Genomic DNA, 19,928 nt, shown 5'->3' with positions numbered 1-19,928 from the left:
ACGCCCCGCGGGCCCGCCCGCGGGGCGTCGTCGGCATTTCACCCCGACGTGCCCCTCGTTGGCCGCTCGTTCACCGCCGCTCCCTAGCCTCGGGAGCGAGCGGCGGAGACCGCCGCCCCGAGCCGAGGGAGCGCCGTGCGACCGACCGTCTACGCCCACCGCGGATCCAGCGCCGCCTACGCGGAGCACACCCGCGCCGCCTACGTCCAGGCCCTGCTCGACGGCGCCGACGGCGTCGAGTGCGACGTGCACCTGACCCGCGACGGGCAGCTCGTGCTCCACCACGACGCCCAGCTCGGGCGCACCAGCGACGGCCGCGGCCCCGTCTCCGCGCGCACGCTCGCCGAGCTGCGCGGCCTGGACTGGAGCTCCTGGAAGGGCGTCGAGGTCCCGCCCACCCACGGGGCCGCGGACCGGCAGCTGCTGAGCCTGCCCGAGCTGCTGGAGCTGCTGCGCGACGCCGGCCGCCCCGTGGGCCTGGCCGTCGAGACGAAGCACCCGAGCCCGTACGGCCACCGGCTCGAGGAGGAGCTCCTGGCCCTGCTGATGCGCGAGGGCTGGGACCCCGAGACCGGCCGGCTGGACAACATCGACGTCTCGCTCATGAGCTTCCACCCCGACGCCGTGCGCTACCTCCTGGAGTCGGTCCCGCCCCGGCTCGTGTGCCAGCTCGTGGAGACCACCACCCGGCGCACCGTGCGGGAGAGCCTGCGGGTGAGCGGGGCGGCCGCGGCCGTGCTGCACGCGGGCATGCGCCTCGTCGTGCCCCCGGCCGTCCCGGTGATCAGCGGCGGGCTCGTGGGCCTCGCCGGCCCGGGCATCGACTTCGTCCGCGCCCACCCGGAGCTGGTCCGGCAGTGGCACGCGGACGGCTCCGTGCTGCGGGTGTGGACGGTCGACGAGCGGCGGGACGTGGAGCTGTGCCAGGCGCTGGGCGTCCAGGAGCTGACGACCAACCGGCCCGCCGAGGTCCTGCAGTGGACGGGCTCCGCGCTCACGGGCGCCCCCACCCTGAGCCGGTGAGCGCTGCCGCCGGCGGGGAGGGCGGCACCGCGGGGACACGGCAGGGCCCCGTCCGGGAGACCGGGCGGGGCCCTGCGCGCGGGACGGGGGCTCAGCAGGCCAGGTAGTCCACGAGCTGCGACGCGATGCCCGTGTACGTGGCGGGCGTGAGCTCGGACAGCCGCCGCTCCGCCGCGGGGGGCAGGCCCAGCCCGGCCACGAACTCCTTGAGCCGGGCCGCGTCCACCCGCTGCCCGCGGGTGAGGTCCTTGAGCCGCTCGTAGGGGTTGTCCATCCCCGCGACGCCCGCGACGGCCTCGGCGCGCATCACCATCTGGATCGCCTCGGCCAGCACCTCCCAGTTCTGGTCGAGGTCCGCGGCCAGGACGTCCTCGGCGACGTCGAGCCGGGCCAGGCCCTTGACCACGTTGGAGACCGCGAGCAGCGAGTGGCCGAAGGCCACGCCGATGTTGCGCTGGGAGGAGGAGTCCGTGAGGTCGCGCTGCCAGCGGGACGTCACGAGCGTGGCGGCCAGGGTGTCCAGCAGGGCGTTGGAGAGCTCCAGGTTCGCCTCGGCGTTCTCGAACCGGATGGGGTTGACCTTGTGCGGCATGGTCGAGGAGCCGGTGGCGCCCTCGACCGGGATCTGCTGGAAGTAGCCGATGGAGATGTAGGACCAGACGTCCGTGCAGAGGTTGTGCAGGATCCGGTTGAAGCGGGCCACGTCCGCGTAGAGCTCCGCCTGCCAGTCGTGGGACTCGATCTGGGTGGTCAGCGGGTTCCAGGTCAGTCCCAGGCCCTCCACGAAGGTGCGGGAGACCTCGGTCCAGTCCGCGTCCGGGACGGAGGCGTAGTGCGCGGCGTACGTGCCGGTGGCGCCGTTGATCTTGCCGAGGTACTCGGTGCGCTCGATCCGGGCGAGCTGGCGGGACAGGCGGTGGGCGACCACGGCCATCTCCTTGCCCAGGGTCGTGGGCGTGGCGGGCTGGCCGTGGGTGCGGGAGAGCATCGGGGTGCCCGCCGCGGAGCGGGCGAGCTCCTCGAGGTCGGCCACGAGGCCCCGGGCGGCGGGCAGCCACACGTCGGTCACCGCGTCCTTGATCCCCAGCGCCCACGCGAGGTTGTTGATGTCCTCCGACGTGCAGCCGAAGTGCACCAGCGGGACGAGGTGCTCGAGCCCGAGGGCGGGCAGGCGGCGGCCGATGTAGTACTCGACGGCCTTGACGTCGTGGACGGTGACGGCCTCGATCCCGGCGAGCTCGGCCACCGCGTCCGTGTCGAAGTCCGTGACGATCCGGCGCAGCCCGGCCTTCTGCTCCTCGTCGAGCGGGGAGAGCCCGGGGAGCACGGTCCGCTCGGCCAGGTGGACGAACCACTCGACCTCCACGTGCACGCGGTTGCGGTTGAGCGCCGCCTCGGAGAGGTGGTCGACCAGCGGGGCGACCACGGGCTGGTAGCGGCCGTCGAGCGGGCCCAGCGCGACGGGCGGGACGGCGGCGGCGAGCGCGGCGCGCCCGGAGGACAGGATGCGGTTCGTGGTGGGCATGGGCCCATTCTCCCACGGTCCCCGGGCCCTCCCGGGCGGACGATTTGTCGTCCGTCGCCAACTTTGGCAGGACCCGGTTGTAGCTTTCGCGCCGAAAAGCACCGGGTCGTCCGGAGCGGCGTCATCCACCGGGGAACCCCGGGGGGAGCGGGGATAGCATGACCTCCATGAGTGCCAACGACGCTGCCCGCACGCCGCTCGGAGAACCCGCGGCCGGAGGGACGACCACCGCCACCACCCCGGCGGTCCGGCCGCGCCCCGCTCTGTCCCGCCTGCCCCGCTACGCCGCCGGCAAGCCGCCGGTCGCCGTGGAGGGCTTCGCCTCCTACAAGCTCTCCTCCAACGAGAACCCGTTCGGGCCCGTCCCGGCCGTCCGCGACGTCCTGGCCCGCTGGGAGGACGTCCACCGCTACCCCGAGACCACCTCCGCGGAGCTGCGCGAGGTCCTCGGCGAGTTCCTGGGCGTGCCCGCCGAGGACATCGTCACCGGCGCCGGCAGCCTCGGCGCCCTCAACCAGCTGCTCGGCGCCTTCGTGGGCGCCGGCGAGGACGGCGCCCCGGACGAGGTCGTCCACGCGTGGCGCTCCTTCGAGGCCTACCCCATCAGCATCGGGCTCTCGGGCGGGCTCGGCGTGCCGGTGCCCAACCGCCGCGACGGCTCCCACGACCTCGAGGCGATGGCCGCGGCCGTGACCGGGCGCACGAAGGTCGTGCTGCTGTGCACGCCCAACAACCCCACGGGCCCCAGCCTCACCACCGCCCAGGCCGAGGACTTCCTGGCCGCGGTGCCCCGCGACGTCGTCGTCGTGATCGACGAGGCCTACCAGGAGTTCCAGCGCCGGGACGACCTGGTCGACGGCATCGAGATGTACCGCCGGCACCCCAACGTCGTCGTGCTGCGGACGTTCTCGAAGGCGCACGGGCTGGCCGGGCTGCGGATCGGCTACTCGGTGGCCCGCCCGGAGATCACCCAGTACCTGCGCCAGGCCGCGCCCGCCTTCTCGGTCACGGACCTCGCCCAGCGCGCCGCCATCGCGTCGGTGCGCCACTACGACGAGGTCGCGGAGCGGGTCCAGCGCGTCGTCGACGAGCGCGAGCGCGTCCTGGCGGGCCTCGACGCCCTCGACTGGCCGTACCCCGAGACCCAGGCCAACTTCGTGTGGCTGAACCTCGGCGAGCACAGCGGGGCCTTCGCCGAGCTGTGCGACGCCCACGCCCTCGCCGTGCGCCGCTTCGGCGCCGAGGGGGTCCGGGTGACCATCGGGGAGCCCGAGGCCAACACCCGGCTGCTGCAGCTGTGCGCGCAGTTCCCCCACCCGCCCGTGCTCTGACCCGAGCACGCCCCTGACCTGCTCCGAGCCGAGCAATCCGAAAGGACGTCCTGACCATGGATGCCGCCCCATCGTCCCCGGCCGCCCACGCGCCGGGCCGCGCCGCCGCCGCACCGCAGGTGCGCACCCGCCTGGTGCGCCTGCTGGACCGTGACGGCCGTCTCGGCGAGGACCCCGTCTTCTCGCCCCACGTCGGCGACATCGGGACGGAGGAGCTGCGCGGGCTCTACCGCTCGATGGCGCTCGCCCGCCGCTTCGACGAGGAGGCCCACAACCTCCAGCGGCAGGGCGAGCTCGTGCTGTGGGCGCCGATGCGCGGGCAGGAGGCCGCCCAGGTGGGCTCCGTGCGCGCGGTGCTCCCGGACGACCACGTCTTCCCGACCTACCGGGAGCACGCGGTGGCGATCGAGCGGGGCGTCGACCCCGCCGAGCTCCTCACCGTCTTCCGCGGGCACGCCGCCGGGGGGTGGAAGCCGAGCGAGCACCACATGGGCGTGTACTCGATCGTGCTGGGCTGCCAGGTCCCGCACGCCGTCGGCTACGCCATGGGCATGGACCTGGACCGCCGCGCCGCCGAGGCCGAAGGGCGCGAGGCCGCGCCCGGCGCCGCCCTGGTGTACTTCGGCGACGGCACCTCCACTCAGGGCGAGGTGCACGAGGGCATGGTCTTCGCCGCGTCCTACGACGCGCCCGTCGTCTTCTTCGTGCAGAACAACCAGTGGGCGATCTCCGTGCCGTTCAGCACCCAGTCCCGGGTGCCCCTGGCCGAGCGCGCGGCGGGCTACGGGTTCGAGGGGATCCGCGTGGACGGCAACGACGTCCTCGGCGTCCTGGCCGTCACCCGCTACGCCCTCGAGAAGGCGCGCCGCGGTGAGGGCCCCGTGCTCGTGGAGGCCGAGACCTACCGCCTCGGCGCCCACACCACCGCCGACGACCCCACCAAGTACCGGGACCGGGAGGACGAGCGGCGCTGGGCCGAGCTCGACCCGCTGGTGCGCCTCGAGACGCACCTGCGGGAGTGCCACGGCACCGGCGACGACTTCTTCGCGGCCGTGGCCGCCGACGCCCAGGTGTTCGCCGACGCCGCCCGCGCCCACGTGCTGGCGATGTCCCCGCCCCGGTTCGAGGAGTTCTTCGACAAGCCCTACGCCGAGCCGCACCCCCTCGTCGAGGAGGAGCGCGCCTGGTACGCCGCCTACCAGGCGGGTTTCGCGGACGACGACGCGGAGGGCGGCGACGGGGCCGGTCCGGCCGGTCCCGACCGCGGCACGCAGGCGTCGGGCCTGACCGTCGCCGCCGATCCCGACCACCCCGCCGAGGGCACCGCCTCGGGGACCCAGGAGGACCTCGCATGAACGACGTCGCGACCCTGACGCTCGCGAAGGCCGTCAACGCCGGCCTGCGCCGGGCGATGGAGGACAACCCCAAGGTCATGCTCATGGGCGAGGACATCGGGTCCCTGGGCGGGGTGTACCGCGTCACCGAGGGGCTGAAGCGGGACTTCGGGGCCCACCGCGTGCTCGACACCCCGCTGGGGGAGGCCGGGATCGTGGGCACCGCCGTGGGCCTGGCGATGCGCGGCTACCGGCCCGTGTGCGAGATCCAGTTCGACGGCTTCTCGTTCCCGGCGTTCAACCAGATCACCACCCAGCTCGCCAAGATGCGCAACCGCACCAGCGGGGACGTCACCGTCCCGGTGACGATCCGGATCCCCTACGGCGGGGTCATCGGCTCCGTCGAGCACCACTCGGAGTCCCCGGAGGCGCTGTTCGCCCACACGGCCGGGCTGCGCATCGTCACCCCGTCCAACGCCCAGGACGCGTACTGGATGACCCAGCAGGCCATCGCGTGCGAGGACCCGGTCATCGTCTTCGAGCCCAAGCGCCGCTACTGGCTCAAGGGCGCCGTGGACACGCAGCGCCCCACCGCCGACCCGTTCTGCGCCCAGGTGGTCCGCCCGGGCGAGGACGCCACCGTCGTGGCCTACGGGCCCCTCGTGCCCGTCGCCCTCGCCGCGGCGGAGGCCGCCGCGGAGGACGGGCGCAGCGTGGAGGTCATCGACCTGCGCTCGCTCTCGCCCATCGACTTCGACACCCTCGAGGACTCCGTGCGCCGGACCGGCCGCCTCGTCGTCGCGCACGAGGCGCCGACCTTCGGCGGGCTCGGCGGGGAGATCGCCGCGCGCATCACCGAGCGGGCGTTCTACTCCCTGGAGGCCCCGGTGCTGCGCGTCGGTGCGTTCCACATGCCGTACCCCGTGGCGGCCGTCGAGGACCAGTACGTGCCCGACCTCGACCGGATCCTGGAGGCCCTGGACCGGTCCTTCGCCTACTGAGCCCAGCCGAGCCCTGCCGAGCCCTGTCGGCGCCTGCCGACGCGTGCCGGCGACCGCCGAACCGGTCGCCGGCCCGGGCCGCCGCCGCCGCGGGGGCCCGTGAGAGAGGAAGTGGAAACATGCCCCAGATCTTCAAGCTGCCCGACGTGGGCGAGGGCCTGACCGAGGCCGAGATCCTGGCGTGGAAGGTCGCGCCGGGGGAGACCGTGACGGTCAACCAGGTGCTCGTGGAGATCGAGACGGCGAAGTCCGTCGTCGAGCTGCCCTCCCCGTACGCCGGGACGGTCCTGGACCTGCTCGTGCCCGAGGGCGGCACCGTCGAGGTCGGGACCCCGATCATCGCGGTGGCCTTTCCCGGGGAGACCGCGGGCGCCGCCCCGGCCGCCGGTCCGCGGGCGGCAGCCGCGTCCGCCCCGGCGCGGGAGGAGCAGGCCGAGGAGTCCCGTCCGCTCGTGGGCTCGGGGCCCAAGGCGGACCCGGTGCGCCGCCGCCGCCGGAGCGCCCCGGCCCCGGAGGCCGTCCCCGCCGCGCCGGCCGCCGCGGAGCCCGCCCGCTCGGCGGGGTGGACGGAGAAGCTCTCCCGCGGCGCCCTGGTCGGCGGGCTCGGCGGCTCCCTGGGCGGCAGCCTGGGCAACGGCCTCGGCAGCGGCCTGGGCAACGGCCTCGGCAGCGCGGCGCAGGGCCTCGCCGACCGCGCGGCACGCCTCGCCGAGGACCGCGGGGTCTGGCGCCGGCCCGGCCGCGGGGACGAGCCCGGCACCCCGCCGGTCGCGACCCCGCCCCGCCGGCCGGCGCTCGCGAAGCCCCCGGTGCGCAAGGCCGCCCGCGACCTGGGCATCGACCTCGCCGACGTCCCGGCGACCGGGGCCGCCGGCCAGATCACCAAGCAGGACCTGCTGGCCCACGCCGCGCGGCTGCGCGAGGCCGGCGCCCGGCGCCCGGCCGCGGCACCGGGCCAGGACGGGCGGATCGAGCGGATCCCGGTCAAGGGCGTGCGCAAGGCCACCGCGCAGAACATGGTGCGCAGCGCCTTCAGCGCCCCGCACGCATCGGTGTTCGTGGACCTCGACGCCTCACGGACCATGGAGTTCGTCCAGCGGCTCAAGGCCGCCCCGGACTACGCGGGGGTCAAGGTCACGCCGCTGCTGGTCCTGGCGAAGGCGGTCATGTGGGCGGTGGCCCGCACCCCGCAGGTCAACGCGACGTGGACGGACGAGGAGATCCTCGTGAAGCACTTCGTCAACCTCGGCATCGCGGCGGCCACGCCCCGGGGGCTCATGGTGCCCAACATCAAGGACGCCCAGGACCTGAGCCTGCGCGAGCTCGCCGTGGCCCTGGACGAGCTCTCCCGCACGGCGCGCGCGGGCCGCACCCAGCCGGCGGACATGCAGGGCGGGACCGTGACCATCACCAACATCGGGCCCCTCGGCCTGGACACGGGGACCCCGATCATCAACCCCGGCGAGGTGGCCATCGTCGCCTTCGGCAGCATCAAGCAGAAGCCGTGGGTCGTGGACGGCGCCGTGGTGCCCCGCTGGGTGACCACCCTGGGCGGATCGTTCGACCACCGGGTGGTCGACGGGGACCTCGCCGCCCGCTTCATCGCCGACGTCGCCCGGATCCTCGAGGAGCCGGCCCTGCTCCTGGACTGAGCCGCGGCCGCGGGCACGGCAACGGCCCCGTACCGGAAGGTACGGGGCCGTCTGCTCCGCCGTCGACGGGCGGTTCCGCGGCCTGCGGCTCTCCCCGCCGGGCCCTCGGCCCGGCACCGCACTCCACGGACGGCGGGTGGTCGTTCCCCGCGCCCGGTGTCCCACCGGTACGGATCCGCGATTGAAATCCCCCCAGACACAATCACACATCTCATTCACGATGGATCACCGCGGGACACGAGCCGCGGTGGCGACCGACCCGGTCGGCCCCCGGTGCTCGCACCGGCGACCTGTCCCCCCACGCCCGGCGGCCGCCTCAGCGCGCCCCCCTGACGTCCAGGACTGGCACCAGTATGTCCCAGGCCTGGACGAAAGTCTGTCCCCCGAAGTGCGCATGACCTGGCGTGACGGACATCACCTCCGGGGTCCCGGCCGTAGGCTGGGGCCATGCCCCGCCCCGCCCCGCCCCGCCCCTCCACCCGCTCCGCCGTCCCGGCCTTCCGGGTGATGGAGATCCTCGCCGCCGTCGAGCGGCTCCGGGCCGAGGGCCGGGACGTCGTCTCCCTGTGCGCGGGCGAGCCCTCCGGCGGAGCGCCCCGGGCCGTGGCCCGGGCGGCCGCGCGCGTGCACGCCCGCAACGAGGGCCTCGGGTACACCCCGGCCCTCGGCGCCGAGCCGCTGCGCCGGGCCGTGGCCGGCCACTACGCCCGGTGGTACGGCCTCGAGGTCTCTCCGGAGGACGTCGCGATCACCACGGGGGCCTCCGGGGCGCTGGTGCTGACCTTCCTGGCGGCGTTCGACGTGGGGGACCGGGTCGCGGTGTGCCGGCCCGGCTACCCGGCCTACCGCAACACCCTGGCCGCCCTCGGCGCGGACGTGGTCGAGCTCGACTGCGGCCCGGCCACGCGCTTCCAGCCCACGCCCGCGATGCTCGACGCCGCGGCCGCCCGGCACGGACCGCTGCGCGGCCTCGTGGTGGCGGGCCCGGCCAACCCCACCGGCACCCTGCTCGCCCCGGAGGAGCTCGCGGCGCTCGCGCGCTGGTGCGCCGAGCACGGGACCCGGCTGATCAGCGACGAGATCTACCACGGGATCGTGCACGCGGCCCCGGAGGGGGCCGGCCGACCCGGTGGGCGGCCGTACCGGGGGGCCAGCGCCTGGGAGCACGACCGGGACGCGGTGGTCATCTCGTCGTTCTCCAAGTACTGGGGGATGACCGGGTGGCGCCTCGGCTGGGCGCTGCTGCCCCGGGACCTGGTGGCGCCCGTCGACGCGCTCGCCGGCAACGTGAGCCTCTGCCCGCCGGCCGCGGCGCAGCACGCCGCCGTCGAGGCGTTCTCTGAGGAGTCCTACGCCGCCGCCGACCGCGCGGTCGAGGGCTTCGCCCGCTCCCGGGGGCTGCTCCTGGACGCCCTGCCCGCCCTGGGCTGGGGGGAGAACGCCCCGGCGGACGGGGCGTTCTACCTCTACGCCGAGCTCGGGGAGCAGCTCGAGCGCCACGGCAGCTCGCTGGAGTGGTGCCGGCGGCTGCTCGAGGCCGAGGCCGTGGCGGTCGTGCCCGGACTGGACTTCGACGCGGCCCGCGGCCACCGCACGGTCCGGCTCTCCTTCGCGGCGGGGCCCGACCGGGTGGAGGAGGCGATCAGGCGGATCCTGCGCTTCCAGGCCCGGCCCTGAAGCACTCCGCGAGGTGTCCCGGGAGCACCCCGGTGCGCAGCAGGAACTGGTGGGCGGTCGTGGGGCCCACGAACACGAGGCCCCGCTCCTTGAGCCGGGCGGCGAGCCGGTCGCCCTCCGGGGACCGGGCGGGCAGCTCCAGCACGGTGCGCGGCGGCTCCGCGCGGACCGGCCGCAGGCCCTCGAGGAGCTCGGCCCACTCGCCCGGGCCCCGCTCCGCGCACGCGCGGGCGTTGTGCACCACGGCGGCGATCTTGGTCCGGTTGCGGATCACCGCGGGATCGAGCAGCAGCTCGTCGACGTCGTCCTCCGTCATCCGGGCGACCTCCTCCGGGGCGAAGCCCCGGAACGCCCGGTGCAGCCCGTCCCGGCGCTGGGCGATGCTCCAGCGGGCCAGGCCGGCCTGGAGGATCTCGAGGCACAGGGCCTCGAAGAGGCCGGCGGAGGAGCGGGGTGCGGTGCCCCAGCGCCGGTCGTGCTCCTCGAGGACCTCCGGGCCGGTGGCGGCCCAGGGGCAGCGGCGCAGGCCGTCGCCGCAGAGCACGGCGCGGAAGGCGTCGGCGGCGGCGGTGCTCCCGGGAACCGCCGCGGGGCCGGCCCCGGGCGGGGCCGGGGGCGCGGACGGGGGCGTGGGGTCGGGGTGCGGCGCGTGGCCGTCGGCGGGGCTGTCCATGGCCCCACCGTAGGGACGGCCCCGGTCCGGGGCGGCGCCGGGGCGGAGCGCTGTGGACGGGGCGGGCCCGGCCGCGGCGGCCGGCCCGCGGTGCAGTGCGGACGCCGTCAGAACCGGGAGACCTCGCCGGTGCCGTCGGCGATCTCGATGGCCACGGGCTCCTCGTCCGCGGTGTTGCCGTCGTGCACGATGAACACCGCCGTGGGGTCCCCCTCGGGGAAGGCCCGGATCGTGACGGACCCGGACGTCGCGGCGTTGAGCACCTCCATGGCCTGGCGGGTGGCGGCGCGCAGCACGGCCGTGGGCAGGGGCTTGCCGCGCTCGTCGAGGATGTCCACCTGGACCCCCCGGGCCCGGGCCGCCCGGGCGATCTCGAGCAGGTAGGACGTGGCCAGCGCGCGGCCGCGGATCGAGTCCCGCAGCTGCGCCTCGGTGAGCCGGAACTGGTCGATCTCGTAATCCGTGACGGGGGAGGCGTCGTGCGCGATCCGCTCGAGCAGCCCGCCGGCGAGGCGGCGCACCTCCTGGACGCGCTGGACGGAGGCGTTGACGACGTCCCGCTCGGCCTCGTCGTGCGTGCGGGCGGAGATCACCATCTCCCGGGCCTCGGCGAAGGCGGTGGAGGCCCGGTCGTACTCCCGGGCGATGAGCTGGCTCGCCAGGAGCAGGGCCGCGGCCGCGGCGTTGCTCAGGGCGGCGTCCCACGCCCCGAGGCCGGAACGGGCGCCCCACGTCATCGAGATCGCCACCGCGATGACGAGCGTGGCCCAGCCCCACCCGCCGCGCCGGCGGATGCCCAGCACCACCAGGAACCCGTCGAAGCCGAGGGTGAACCACTGCCCGCCGAACAGCTCCGCCCGCGGGTCCAGGGCGTCGTAGGAGCGCTGGATCGACACCAGCATGAGGAGCACGGCCAGCAGCACGGGCAGGTCGGGCAGCCGCCGACGCCCGTACGGGTGGACGACCAGGGCCACGGCCACCACGTAGGTGACGAGCGCGGCCTGCATCAGGTCCGGCTTGTCCATCTCCCGGGTCAGGAGCACGCCGAGCACCACGGGGATGAGGAAGAAGACGGCCGTGGCGACGACGGTCAGGGGGTGGAAGAGGGCCCGGAAGATCACGGCTGGGCGTCCCGGGGCCAGAGGACGGTGACGCGGGTGCCGCGGCCGGGGGCGGCGTCCACGTCCACGGCGCCGCCCACCTGCTCCACGTTGCCCAGGATGGACACGCGCACCCCCAGCCGGCGGGAGTCGATGCTGCGGACCTGGAACCCGCGGCCCCGGTCCACGACCTGGAAGCGCAGGTAGAAGCCCTCGGGGTTGATGGGGGTGGGCGGGCAGATGCCGCCGTCCATGGTGACGAACGTGACGTCCGTGCCGGAGTGGCGGGCGCTGTTGGACACGGCCTCGGTGATGGCCTGCACGAGCGCCTGCGCGGTCTCGGTCGGGATGAGCGGGCGGGGCTCGCCCGGGGGCCGGATGTAGGGCGTGATGCTGTTGAAGCGCACGCGGGTGCGCCACGGGGACAGGGACTCCAGCAGGTCGTCCAGGAGGACGTGCACCATGGTGGTGCCCTGGCCCCGGGCGCGGCGCTCCTCGAGCGCGAGGACGTCCAGGGCCCGCTGGGCCAGCACCCGGGTGCCGCGCTGGACGGGGCCCGGGGCCCGGCCGGCGTCCAGGAGGGCGGCCATGACGTTGTCGTGGATCAGCCGGTCCAGCCGCTCCTGCTCCCCGGCCTGGGAGCGGGAGCGGTTGAGCTGCAGCTCCTGGGCGATCGCGTCGGCGTAGACCCGGTCCGCGTTCCGCCCGCCCCGGGCGACGAGACTGATGAGCAGGACGATGATCACCCCGAAGGCGACCCGGCTCGTGGCGTCGAACAGCACGTCCATGACGTCCGGGGCGGCCGCCGTGCGGACCATGACGGCGACGTAGACGCCCGTCACCGCCACCAGGTACCCCACGGCCAGCTCCGGGCCCCACACGACCGCGACGGCGGCCGCGGCGAGCAGGATGAAGGGCTCCACCCAGGGGTCCTGGGGCGGCGGGGTGCCGGTCCACGCGAGCGGCAGGGCCAGCACGGCGAGCGCCACGAGCAGCGGGGCCGTCACGACCGGCCACGTCCGCACCCGCTGCCGCGCGCCCTGCAGGAGCAGCACCCCCGCGTCGAGCAGCAGGGCGAGGAGGAAGGCGAGGTGCCACCGCTCGAACGCCCGCAGCTGGTCCTCGAGGATGGTGAGGGACTCCAGGAACAGGGCGACGGCGACGAGCCCCTGGCAGATGTTGGCGAGCAGGTGGATCCGGTAGGAGTTCATCCCCAGCTCCTGCGGGGTCGCCGGGACCAGGAGGCCGGTGCGGCGGCGGCGGGCCGGGACCTTCCGGTAGGCGAGCGGGGGCCGGGAGACTGCGGGGCTCACGGAGCGGGGCTCCTCACAGGGGGCCGGGGCGGCTCACAGGTGCTTCTCCGCCGTGGTGATGTCCGCCGTGGGCTCCACGAGGCCGTCCTCGATCGCGCGGATCCGCAGGTCGATCTTCGTGGGGGCCGGGCGGCCGATGCGGGCGTACTTCTCCCGGATGCGGTCGATGTTGGTCTTGACCGCGCTCTGCTTGATCCCCATCCGGCGGGCCACCTGGACCTGGGCGAAGCCCGAGGCGTACAGGCGCAGGGTCTCCTGCTCGCGCGGCGAGAGGTTCGCGCGGGAGAACTCCACGTCGCCGTCGATCGCGGCGGCCAGCTCCTTGGTGATCACCGGCCGGCCCTCGGCGATGTTGCGGGCCTCCTCGATGGCGTGCTCGAGCGGGTCCGACTTGCGCACCAGGCCCAGGGCGCCGGCCCGCAGCGCCTCGCGGATCAGGGCGGCGTTCTCCCCGATGCTGAAGATCAGCACCTTCATCCCGGCGGCGCGCAGCAGCTCGACGTTGGTCGAGGGGCGGGACATGTCGTTGAGGGAGAGGTCCAGCAGCACGACCTCGCACTCGATGCGCTTGGCGCCCTGGCCGGTGAGGGCGGGGTTCTCCGGGTCGCGGCCCAGCTGGTCGAGCAGGTCGGGGACGGTCGAGGCCGACCCCACCAGCTTCACGTCGGCCTGGGAGGTCATGGAGACGAGACGGACGCCTTCCCGGACGACCTCGTGGTCATCGACGACGGCGACAAGGGTGGACGGCATGGGGCTTCCTCCGGGTGCTGCTCGGTGGCCGGCCCGCAGGTTTCTGCGTGGGGGTGACGGAAAACCCACCGAGGTGCTCCGATTGTGACCCCTGCCGCCGCGGGAGACGAATCCGACACGGCCTTCGTGGCACAACGTTACCGACCGGTGTCCCCCCAGCGGTCGACCCGGCGGTGGTACCGGGTGCCCCACAGCCCGCCGAGCACCGCGCCCAGCAGGTCGACGAGGAGCACGGCCGCGACCGCGAGCAGGCCGGGGGCCAGCAGGTCGCCGATCAGCGCCTGGGCGGAGACCCCCACGGGCGCGAGGCCGATCGTGTCCGCCCACACGAGGCCGGCCACGGTGGCGACGGAGCGGCCGAGCAGGGACCACAGCCACACGGACACCCCCTGGCGGGCCCCGGAGAACCGGGCCATCCGGCCCGCGGCGTAGCCGCCGCCCAGGAACGCGAGGAACTCGGCGGCGCCGAGCACGACAGCGCCCGTCCAGGCGGCCGGCGACCCGGAGGCGAGCTCGTCGACGACGCCGCCCATCCCGTCGTCGAGCCGCAGCCCCGCGGCCGAGGCGGCCAGTCCCGCCAGGGCCAGCAGCAACCAGGTGAGGGCCAGGGCGCTGAGCCAGCCGAAGAAGCCGGGGACCAGCTGCAGGCCCCCGAACTCCTCCCGCTGGCGCGCGTAGCGGGTGGCGGGGTCGACCGGCAGGCCCGGGACGGGACCGGCACCCGTGGCCCCGTGGCCCTGCACCCCGTAGCCCGGCGTCCCGTGGCCCTGCACCCCGTAGCCCGGCGTCCCGTGGTCGGCGGGCACCGCCCGCTCGCGGGACAGCGGCGGCGCGGAGGACAGCGGCGGCATCGGCGCCGGGGCCGGCGGGGCCAGGGGCGCCGTGGGGGTCGGGTCGGTGCGCGGGTGCAGGTCCTCGCCCCGGGAGCGCTGCGCGGCGACCGGCGGCAGCGGCCGGGTGTGCTGCGCGTCGTCGTCGGTGTCGTACCAGCTCCAGTCCTCGTCGCCGGCGGCCGGGGCCGCGGGGAGCCTGCTCACCGCGGGCAGCGGCCGGGTGGCGTCGGCGGAGCCGTGCGGATCCGTGTCCGCCCACGGCACCGGGTCGCCGTGGTCGTCCCAGGAGGATGACGTGCCGGGGGTCGAGGAGGGAGTCATGTCATCGAAGTCTACGGGGCTCGAGGCGCCGGGCCGAAGCGGACTGGGAAGCGGTCGAGGCCGCCGAGTAAGGTCGGAGCCATGCCTGCTGAACCCGCGCGCGACCTCCTCGGCGCCCGCCCCTGGACCGCCAGCTACGACCCCGGGGTCCCCGTGGACCTGGAGCTGCCCGAGACCTCGCTCGTGCACATGCTCGAGCGCTCGGTCGCCCGCAACGGCGCCGGGACGGCCCTCGAGTTCTTCGGGGCGACCACCTCCTACGCCGTCCTCGGCCGGCAGGTCGAGCGCGTCGCGGAGGGACTGCGCCGGCTGGGCGTGCAGGCCGGGGACCGCGTGGCGATCGTCCTGCCCAACTGCCCGCAGCACGTCGTCGCGTTCTACGCGGTGCTGCGCCTGGGCGCGGTCGTCGTGGAGCACAACCCGCTGTACACCGCCGCGGAGCTGCGCCACCAGTTCGAGGACCACGGGGCGCGCGTCGCGATCGTGTGGGACAAGGTCGCCGGCCGCGTCCGGTCGCTGCCGGCGCAGCTGCAGATCGACGCCGTGGTCTCCGTGGACATCACCGCCGCGATGCCGCGCTCGATGCGCCTGGCCCTGCGCCTGCCGCTGCCGAAGGCCCGGGCGTCCCGCGACCAGCTCACCGGCCCCGCCCCCGGCACCGTCCCGTGGCAGCGGCTGCTGTCCGCCGAGCCCCTCGCCGTCGACCACCCACGGCCCACGGCCCGCGACCTCGCCCTGCTGCAGTACACCTCCGGCACGACCGGGCTGCCCAAGGGCGCGATGCTCACGCACCGCAACCTGGAGTCCAACGCCACGATGGGCCGGCACTGGCTCGACTCCTCCGAGGACGAGGTCGTCTACGGCGTGCTGCCCCTCTTCCACGCGTTCGGCCTCACCCTGGGGGTGACCTTCGCGATGTCCCTGGGGGCGAAGCTCGTGCTGTTCCCCACCGTCAGCACGGACCTGGTGCTCAAGGCGATGAAGCGCTCACGGCCCACGGTCCTGCCCGCCGTGCCGCCGGTCTACCAGAAGCTGCTCGACGCGGCCGAGGAGCGCGGCGCGGACCTCAGCGGCATCACGGTGGCCGTCTCCGGCGCCATGACCCTGCCGGTCCCGCTCGTCGAGCGCTGGGAGCACGCCACCGGCGGCGTGCTCATCGAGGGCTACGGGCTCACCGAGTGCTCCCCGCTCGTGGCGTGCAACCCGCTCAACGACTCCCGCCGGGCCGGGTCCATCGGGATCCCCTTCCCCTCCACGCAGATCCGGCTGGTGGACCCCGAGACCTCCGAGGACGTGCCCGCGGGCGAGGAGGGCGAGCTGTGGGTGCGCGGCCCGCAGGTCTTCCAGGGCTACTGGAAGCGCCCCGACGAGACCGCCCGGACCCTCGTGGAGGACGGCTGGCTGCGCACCGGGGACATCGTCGCCGTGGACGAGGACGGGTTCCTGCGGGTCGTCGACCGGATCAAGGAGGTCGTCATCACGGGCGGGTTCAACGTGGCCCCCACCGAGGTGGAGAACGCCCTGAGGCTCCACGACGACGTCGAGGACGCCGCGGTGGTCGGCCTGCCCGACCCGCGCGGCAACGAGGTCGTGGTCGCCGCCGTCGTCCTGGCGCCGGGCGCCCGCCTGGACGAGCAGGCGCTGCGGGAGCACTGCTACGCGGAGGTCACCCGCTACAAGGTGCCGCGGCGGATCGTGGCCGTCGAGGACCTCCCCCGCACGATGCTCGGCAAGACGCTGCGCCGCAAGGTGCGCGAGCAGCTCCAGGAGACGGGCGTCCGGGTCTGAGCCCGGGCGGGCCCGCTCAGGGCAGGTCGGCCTCCGGGGCGGCGTCGCGGTACGGGACCCGCCGGACGGTGCGCACGCGCCCCAGCTCCGCCCACTCGTCGTAGCCGAGCCGGGCGATGGGCCGCAGGGCCTCCACCAGGGGGCCCCGCTCGCCCATCGCGGCCGTGTCCACGGCCACGTGGGTCACCTCCCCGAACACGAGGAAGCTGTCGCCGATCGGCATCGGCTCCCGGTGGAGCCGGCACTCGATGGCCGCCGGTGACTCCGCGACCCGCGGGGCGGCCACGGTGAGGGAGGGCTCCCGGGTCAGCCCCACGGCGTCGAACTCGCTGATCTCCGCGGGGTAGTCGGTGCCCGTCGCGTTGATCTGCGCGAACAGCTGCGCAGGGGCGAGGTTCACGACGAACTCGCCCGTGCGCCGGATGTTGCGCAGGCTGTCCTTCTCCCCGTTGGAGACGAACTGCACGATCGTCGGCGTGAGCGAGGCGACCGTGAAGAACGAGTGCGGGGCCAGGTTGTCGAGGCCCGCGGCCGAGAGCGAGCTCACCCACGCGATCGGGCGGGGGACGACCAGGGCCTTCACCGCCCGGGCGAAGGAGCCGCGCCGGTCGGCGGGGATGTCGGTGCGCATGGGTCCCATTGCACCACCTGTGCCCGCTCCGGTCACGGCCCGCAGCGCCACGCTCCGGTCCGCACCGCGCCCGGATCGATCTGCCCGGAGGTAGCCTGTGGACCAACAAGCAGCCGGTGGCCGACGAGGACCGCCGTGCGGACCGGGAGGACGGGCGCTCACGATGGAGATCCGGCAGCTCAACTACTTCATCGCCGTCGCCGAGGAGCGCCACTTCGGCCGGGCCGCCAAGCGCCTGCACATGGCCCAGCCGCCCCTGTCCCAGCAGATCCGCCAGCTCGAGGAGCAGCTCGGCGTGCGCCTGCTGGACCGCACCACCCGCCGGGTGGACCTGACCGCGGCCGGCCAGGTGCTCCTGGACCGGGGGCGGCGGATCGTCAACGATCTCGAGGCGCTCCGGGCCGACGTGTACCAGGTGGGGCAGGGGGCCACGGGCGTGCTGCGGGTGGGCTTCTCCGGATCGGCGACCTACGGGTTCATGCCCGGGATCGTCCGGCGCGCCAAGGAGGCCATGCCCGGCCTGTCGCTGAGCCTGCACGGCGAGATGCTGACCCCCGCCATGGAGGTCGGGCTGCGGGAGCACACGCTCGACGCGGCCCTGCTGCGCCCGCCGGTGGCCTCCCCGGACCTCGACTACCGGACCGTCTCGCGGGAGCCGCTCGTGGTGGCGCTGCCCTCCTTCAGCGCCCTCGCGGGGGACCGGCCCCTGGCCCTGCACGAGCTGCACGACCAGGAGTTCATCACCTACCCTCCGGACTCGGTGCTCTACCGCACCGTCGCCGACCTGTGCCGGCAGGCGGGCTTCCGGCCCCGGATCGCCCAGGTCGCGGCGGAGACCGCCACGCTGCTGTCCTTCGTGGCGGCCGGGGGCGGCGTGGCCGTGGTCCCCGCGACCGTGCGCGCGTTCCAGCTGGAGGGCGTGCTCTACCGCGACATCGAGCACTCGCCCCGGATCGAGCTCGCCGTCGCCTGGCGCCGGGGAGACCGCTCCGCGCTGCTGCACAACTTCCTGGACCTCGTCGTCGCCCCGGAGGGCGCCGTGCCCTGATCCCCGCGCCGGCCGCTGGACCCCGCACCCACCCGCAACGGAAGGACGTCACCGTGAAGTACCTGGTCCACATGGACATCGACCTGCCCCCGGAGCTGCCCGCCGAGGAGGCCGCGGAGCTGAGGGCCACCGAGAAGGCCTACTCCCAGGAGGTGCAGCGGGCGGGCAAGTGGCCCGAGATCTGGCGGGTGGTCGGCGAGTACGCCAACTACTCCGTCTTCGACGTCGACTCGCACGACGAGCTGCACGAGATCCTGCAGAACCTGCCGCTGTTCCCGTACATGGACATCACCGTGGTGCCGCTGGCCAAGCACCCCTCCGACATCAAGCAGTGACCGCCGTGACGCTCCGATCATGAAATTGCGTGGACCCGCTTGCTCATGCAGATCACTCGGTCTAGAGTGAATCCGTCGTCGGCGATGGCCCGGACGCGATCCCCCCATCGGCGTCCGGATGATCCCCGCCGACGTCTGGTGTCCCATTCCCCCGATCGGGATGCCCGACGAACCCCGCCGAACCCCCCAACCGGCGGGGTTCGTCCCTTTCCCGGCTCGTTCGCCACCGTCCCGCCGGTGCGCCCGGCCGCTCAGCAGAGGCCGAGCTCCTTGAGCCGCGGGGCGACCTTGGCGGAGACGGACAGGATCGCGTCCATCTCCTCCGGGGTCAGGTGGTCGATCAGCGCGGCCCGCACCATCGCCAGGTGGGCCGGGGCGGCGTTCTCGATGGCGCCTCGCCCCTCCGGGGTGATCCGGACGTCGAGCCCGCGCGCGTCGCTGTCGCAGGGCAGGCGCTCGAGGAGCCCGCGCTTGGCCATGCGGGAGAGCAGGTGGGAGAGCCGGCTGCGCTCCCATCCGAGCTGGTTGAGGAGGTCGCGCGAGCGGGCGACGCCCGTGCTGCTCTCGGAGAGCAGGACCAGCACCTCGTACTCCGAGCCGGACAGGGCGCTGTCGCGGGCCAGCTGGCGGTCGATCGCGGTCTGCATGCTGCGGCTCAGCAGCAGGAAGCCGCGCCACACGCGCTGCTCCTCGTCGGTGAGCCAGTTGACCTCGGTCGTCTCCGGCGCGCTCATGCGGTGGTCCCTTCTCGTGTGCGGAAACCCCCAGCATATATTGACGTGTCAACAAATGTCAAGGGGGGCGGCTCACCCCGGCGCGGTGCCGCCGGAGGGCGGGGGGGCGGTGTCCTCCCCGGCGTCCGGGCCGCGGCGAGCGGTTCCCCGCGGGCCGTGGCGCGGGGGAGGGCGGTGGTGGACCCACCCCGGGTCGTAGTAGTCCGGTCCGGGCGGGCCTGGGTCCCGCCGCTCGCGCCGCCGGAGCTGCTCGGCGTAGCCGGTGGGGCGCAGCGGTGAGTCGTCGTCGTCGCGCAGGGTGAACGAGGCCATCGCCACCAGCCCGAATCCCAGGGCCGCGGCGACCACGAGCGTCATCCCCGAGACGACCAGCACGGTGACCCACTGGGCGACCAGGTGTGCGCGGGCGGTGCCGGCGAGGACCGGCTCCACGGCGAACACCGCCCCGAGCGCGACCAGGCCCAGCAGCAGCAGTGCCGAGGGGATCAGCCACAGCCTGGACAGGCTCCGCAGCGGAGGGGCCGAGGCGTCGCGGAAGGCCGGGCTCAGCTGGGCCTGCACGCTCACGAAGCCGGCGATCCCCAGCAGCACGAGCAGGGTCCCGGCCGTCCACCCCCAGCGCAGGCCCAGGGCCGTGAGCCCGGCACCCAGCAGCACGCCGAGCATCACGAGGGTGAACGAGAGTCCGCGCGCCATCCGCCGGGCGGCGCGCGGCGGGCCGGCGGGGGCGGTCGCGGGCCGCCGCCGGGCACGGGCCGAGAGCTCCTCGGGGGAGAGGCGCCGTCCGTACTCGGGCTCGTTGCCGTGGGGGCTCATGGTCGGTGGTTCCGGGGTCGCGGGGGTGGGGACACCTCCACTG

At 74.8% G+C, this 19,928-nt stretch carries 18 protein-coding genes; 9 read left to right on the top strand and 9 right to left on the bottom strand.

Annotated elements, in window-relative coordinates:
• Positions 1–135: 135 nt before the first annotated feature.
• Complete coding sequence (locus ACYSMR_RS06660; protein WP_251331673.1) at positions 136–1,023, top strand: glycerophosphodiester phosphodiesterase; 888 nt, start codon at positions 136–138, stop codon at positions 1,021–1,023.
• A gap of 91 nt (positions 1,024–1,114) precedes the next feature.
• Here the strand turns inward: ACYSMR_RS06660 and purB are convergent, their stop codons facing one another.
• Positions 1,115–2,548 carry an adenylosuccinate lyase gene (gene purB, locus ACYSMR_RS06655; protein ID WP_461747727.1) on the bottom strand — a complete coding sequence of 478 codons (1,434 nt, stop codon included), beginning with the start codon at positions 2,546–2,548 and terminating at the stop codon, positions 1,115–1,117.
• 167 nt (positions 2,549–2,715) lie between these two features.
• Here purB and ACYSMR_RS06650 point away from each other — a divergent pair, with 167 nt between their 5' ends.
• The 5 genes from ACYSMR_RS06650 to ACYSMR_RS06630 all read left to right on the top strand — a co-directional run bounded on the left by ACYSMR_RS06650 (position 2,716) and on the right by ACYSMR_RS06630 (position 9,543).
• Entirely contained in the window at positions 2,716–3,879 is a 1,164-nt protein-coding gene (locus ACYSMR_RS06650) for a histidinol-phosphate transaminase (protein WP_309126064.1), read from the top strand.
• 56 nt (positions 3,880–3,935) lie between these two features.
• Complete coding sequence (locus tag ACYSMR_RS06645; protein WP_251331670.1) at positions 3,936–5,234, top strand: thiamine pyrophosphate-dependent enzyme; 1,299 nt, start codon at positions 3,936–3,938, stop codon at positions 5,232–5,234.
• Positions 5,231–6,214 carry an alpha-ketoacid dehydrogenase subunit beta gene (locus tag ACYSMR_RS06640; RefSeq protein ID WP_251331669.1) on the top strand — a complete coding sequence of 328 codons (984 nt, stop codon included), beginning with the start codon at positions 5,231–5,233 and terminating at the stop codon, positions 6,212–6,214. The genes ACYSMR_RS06645 and ACYSMR_RS06640 overlap by 4 nt, the downstream gene beginning before the upstream one ends.
• Before the next feature lie 119 nt (positions 6,215–6,333).
• Entirely contained in the window at positions 6,334–7,866 is a 1,533-nt protein-coding gene (locus tag ACYSMR_RS06635) for a dihydrolipoamide acetyltransferase family protein (RefSeq protein ID WP_461747726.1), read from the top strand.
• Between the two features lie 447 nt (positions 7,867–8,313).
• Positions 8,314–9,543 (top strand): aminotransferase class I/II-fold pyridoxal phosphate-dependent enzyme, encoded by a 1,230-nt coding sequence (locus ACYSMR_RS06630; protein ID WP_461747725.1) that lies wholly within the window; start codon positions 8,314–8,316, stop codon positions 9,541–9,543.
• On the opposite strand, the gene ACYSMR_RS06625 is transcribed toward ACYSMR_RS06630, so the two are convergent.
• From ACYSMR_RS06625 to ACYSMR_RS06605, 5 genes are all read right to left on the bottom strand, one after another.
• A complete protein-coding gene (locus ACYSMR_RS06625; protein WP_461747724.1) occupies positions 9,509–10,216 on the bottom strand; it encodes a DNA-3-methyladenine glycosylase I in 708 nt (235 codons plus the stop codon). The two genes, ACYSMR_RS06630 and ACYSMR_RS06625, sit on opposite strands and share 35 nt — an antisense overlap.
• 107 nt (positions 10,217–10,323) lie before the next feature.
• Positions 10,324–11,337: a hypothetical protein gene (locus ACYSMR_RS06620; RefSeq protein WP_251331865.1), complete on the bottom strand. Its 1,014-nt coding sequence runs from the start codon at positions 11,335–11,337 to the stop codon at positions 10,324–10,326.
• A complete protein-coding gene (locus tag ACYSMR_RS06615) occupies positions 11,334–12,629 on the bottom strand; it encodes a sensor histidine kinase (protein ID WP_461747723.1) in 1,296 nt (431 codons plus the stop codon). Before ACYSMR_RS06615 ends, ACYSMR_RS06620 begins: the two co-directional genes overlap by 4 nt.
• A gap of 33 nt (positions 12,630–12,662) precedes the next feature.
• A complete protein-coding gene (locus ACYSMR_RS06610) occupies positions 12,663–13,379 on the bottom strand; it encodes a LuxR C-terminal-related transcriptional regulator (RefSeq protein WP_251331665.1) in 717 nt (238 codons plus the stop codon).
• A 137-nt stretch (positions 13,380–13,516) separates the two neighbouring features.
• Positions 13,517–14,533 carry a hypothetical protein gene (locus ACYSMR_RS06605; RefSeq protein ID WP_461747722.1) on the bottom strand — a complete coding sequence of 339 codons (1,017 nt, stop codon included), beginning with the start codon at positions 14,531–14,533 and terminating at the stop codon, positions 13,517–13,519.
• 81 nt (positions 14,534–14,614) lie between these two features.
• Between ACYSMR_RS06605 and ACYSMR_RS06600 the strand changes: the two genes are divergently transcribed.
• On the top strand, positions 14,615–16,321 hold the full coding sequence (locus ACYSMR_RS06600; RefSeq protein WP_251331663.1) for a long-chain-fatty-acid--CoA ligase: 1,707 nt from the start codon (positions 14,615–14,617) through the stop codon (positions 16,319–16,321).
• 16 nt (positions 16,322–16,337) lie between these two features.
• Here the strand turns inward: ACYSMR_RS06600 and ACYSMR_RS06595 are convergent, their stop codons facing one another.
• The gene (locus tag ACYSMR_RS06595) at positions 16,338–16,952 is read right to left on the bottom strand and encodes a flavin reductase family protein (protein ID WP_309125683.1); all 615 of its coding nucleotides are present in this window, start codon (positions 16,950–16,952) and stop codon (positions 16,338–16,340) included.
• 163 nt (positions 16,953–17,115) lie between these two features.
• Here ACYSMR_RS06595 and ACYSMR_RS06590 point away from each other — a divergent pair, with 163 nt between their 5' ends.
• Together ACYSMR_RS06590 and catC are read left to right on the top strand one after the other, a co-directional pair.
• Entirely contained in the window at positions 17,116–18,000 is an 885-nt protein-coding gene (locus tag ACYSMR_RS06590; RefSeq protein ID WP_251331661.1) for a LysR substrate-binding domain-containing protein, read from the top strand.
• Between the two features lie 53 nt (positions 18,001–18,053).
• Entirely contained in the window at positions 18,054–18,335 is a 282-nt protein-coding gene (gene catC / locus ACYSMR_RS06585; RefSeq protein WP_251331660.1) for a muconolactone Delta-isomerase, read from the top strand.
• Between the two features lie 251 nt (positions 18,336–18,586).
• Here catC and ACYSMR_RS06580 read toward each other — a convergent pair whose 3' ends face one another.
• Positions 18,587–19,069, bottom strand: a complete 483-nt coding sequence (locus ACYSMR_RS06580) for a MarR family winged helix-turn-helix transcriptional regulator (protein ID WP_251331659.1) — start codon at positions 19,067–19,069, stop codon at positions 18,587–18,589.
• 72 nt (positions 19,070–19,141) lie between these two features.
• On the bottom strand, positions 19,142–19,885 hold the full coding sequence (locus tag ACYSMR_RS06575; protein ID WP_461747721.1) for a hypothetical protein: 744 nt from the start codon (positions 19,883–19,885) through the stop codon (positions 19,142–19,144).
• Positions 19,886–19,928 lie beyond the last annotated feature (43 nt).

Source organism: Kocuria sp. U4B, from assembly GCF_054875615.1.
This window is presented reverse-complemented; position numbering and strand designations above follow the sequence as displayed.